Below are 408 nucleotides of genomic sequence, written 5' to 3' on the forward strand. Positions count from 1 at the left end.
CCTGAGGGGCAAGTGACCGTCCGGGTCGCATACAGCAGCCTCAATTACAAAGACGCCCTGGCCATCACCGGTAGGGGCCCCGTCGTCCGTCGCTTCCCGATGGTCCCGGGAATCGACTTAGCCGGCGTCGTTGAGGCCAGCAATGACGCGCGCTACAAACCCGGTGATCACGTTCTGGTGAACGGTTGGGGACTGGGCGAGACCCACTGGGGAGGGCTTGCACAGATCGCTCGGCTCCAGGCGGACTGGCTAGTGCCACTCCCCCCCCTCGTTCACCGAGGCGCAGGCCACTGCCATCGGCACTGCGGGCTATACAGCGATGCTTTGCCTGATGGCACTCGAACAACACGGGGTCACCCCTAGTGACGGTGAAGTACTCGTCACCGGTGCCAGTGGCGGCGTCGGAAG

At 64.5% G+C, this 408-nt stretch carries 1 protein-coding gene; it reads left to right on the forward strand.

Going from position 1 to position 408, the window contains the following annotated elements; all coding sequences use genetic code 11:
- Positions 1-12: 12 nt before the first annotated feature.
- Positions 13-363: an alcohol dehydrogenase catalytic domain-containing protein gene (locus IMZ11_RS46995; protein ID WP_374463297.1), complete on the forward strand. Its 351-nt coding sequence runs from the start codon at positions 13-15 to the stop codon at positions 361-363.
- Positions 364-408: the final 45 nt, after the last annotated feature.

Origin of the sequence: Microtetraspora sp. AC03309, from assembly GCF_020826795.1 — a bacterium.
Lineage (GTDB): Bacteria > Actinomycetota > Actinomycetes > Streptosporangiales > Streptosporangiaceae > Microtetraspora > Microtetraspora glauca.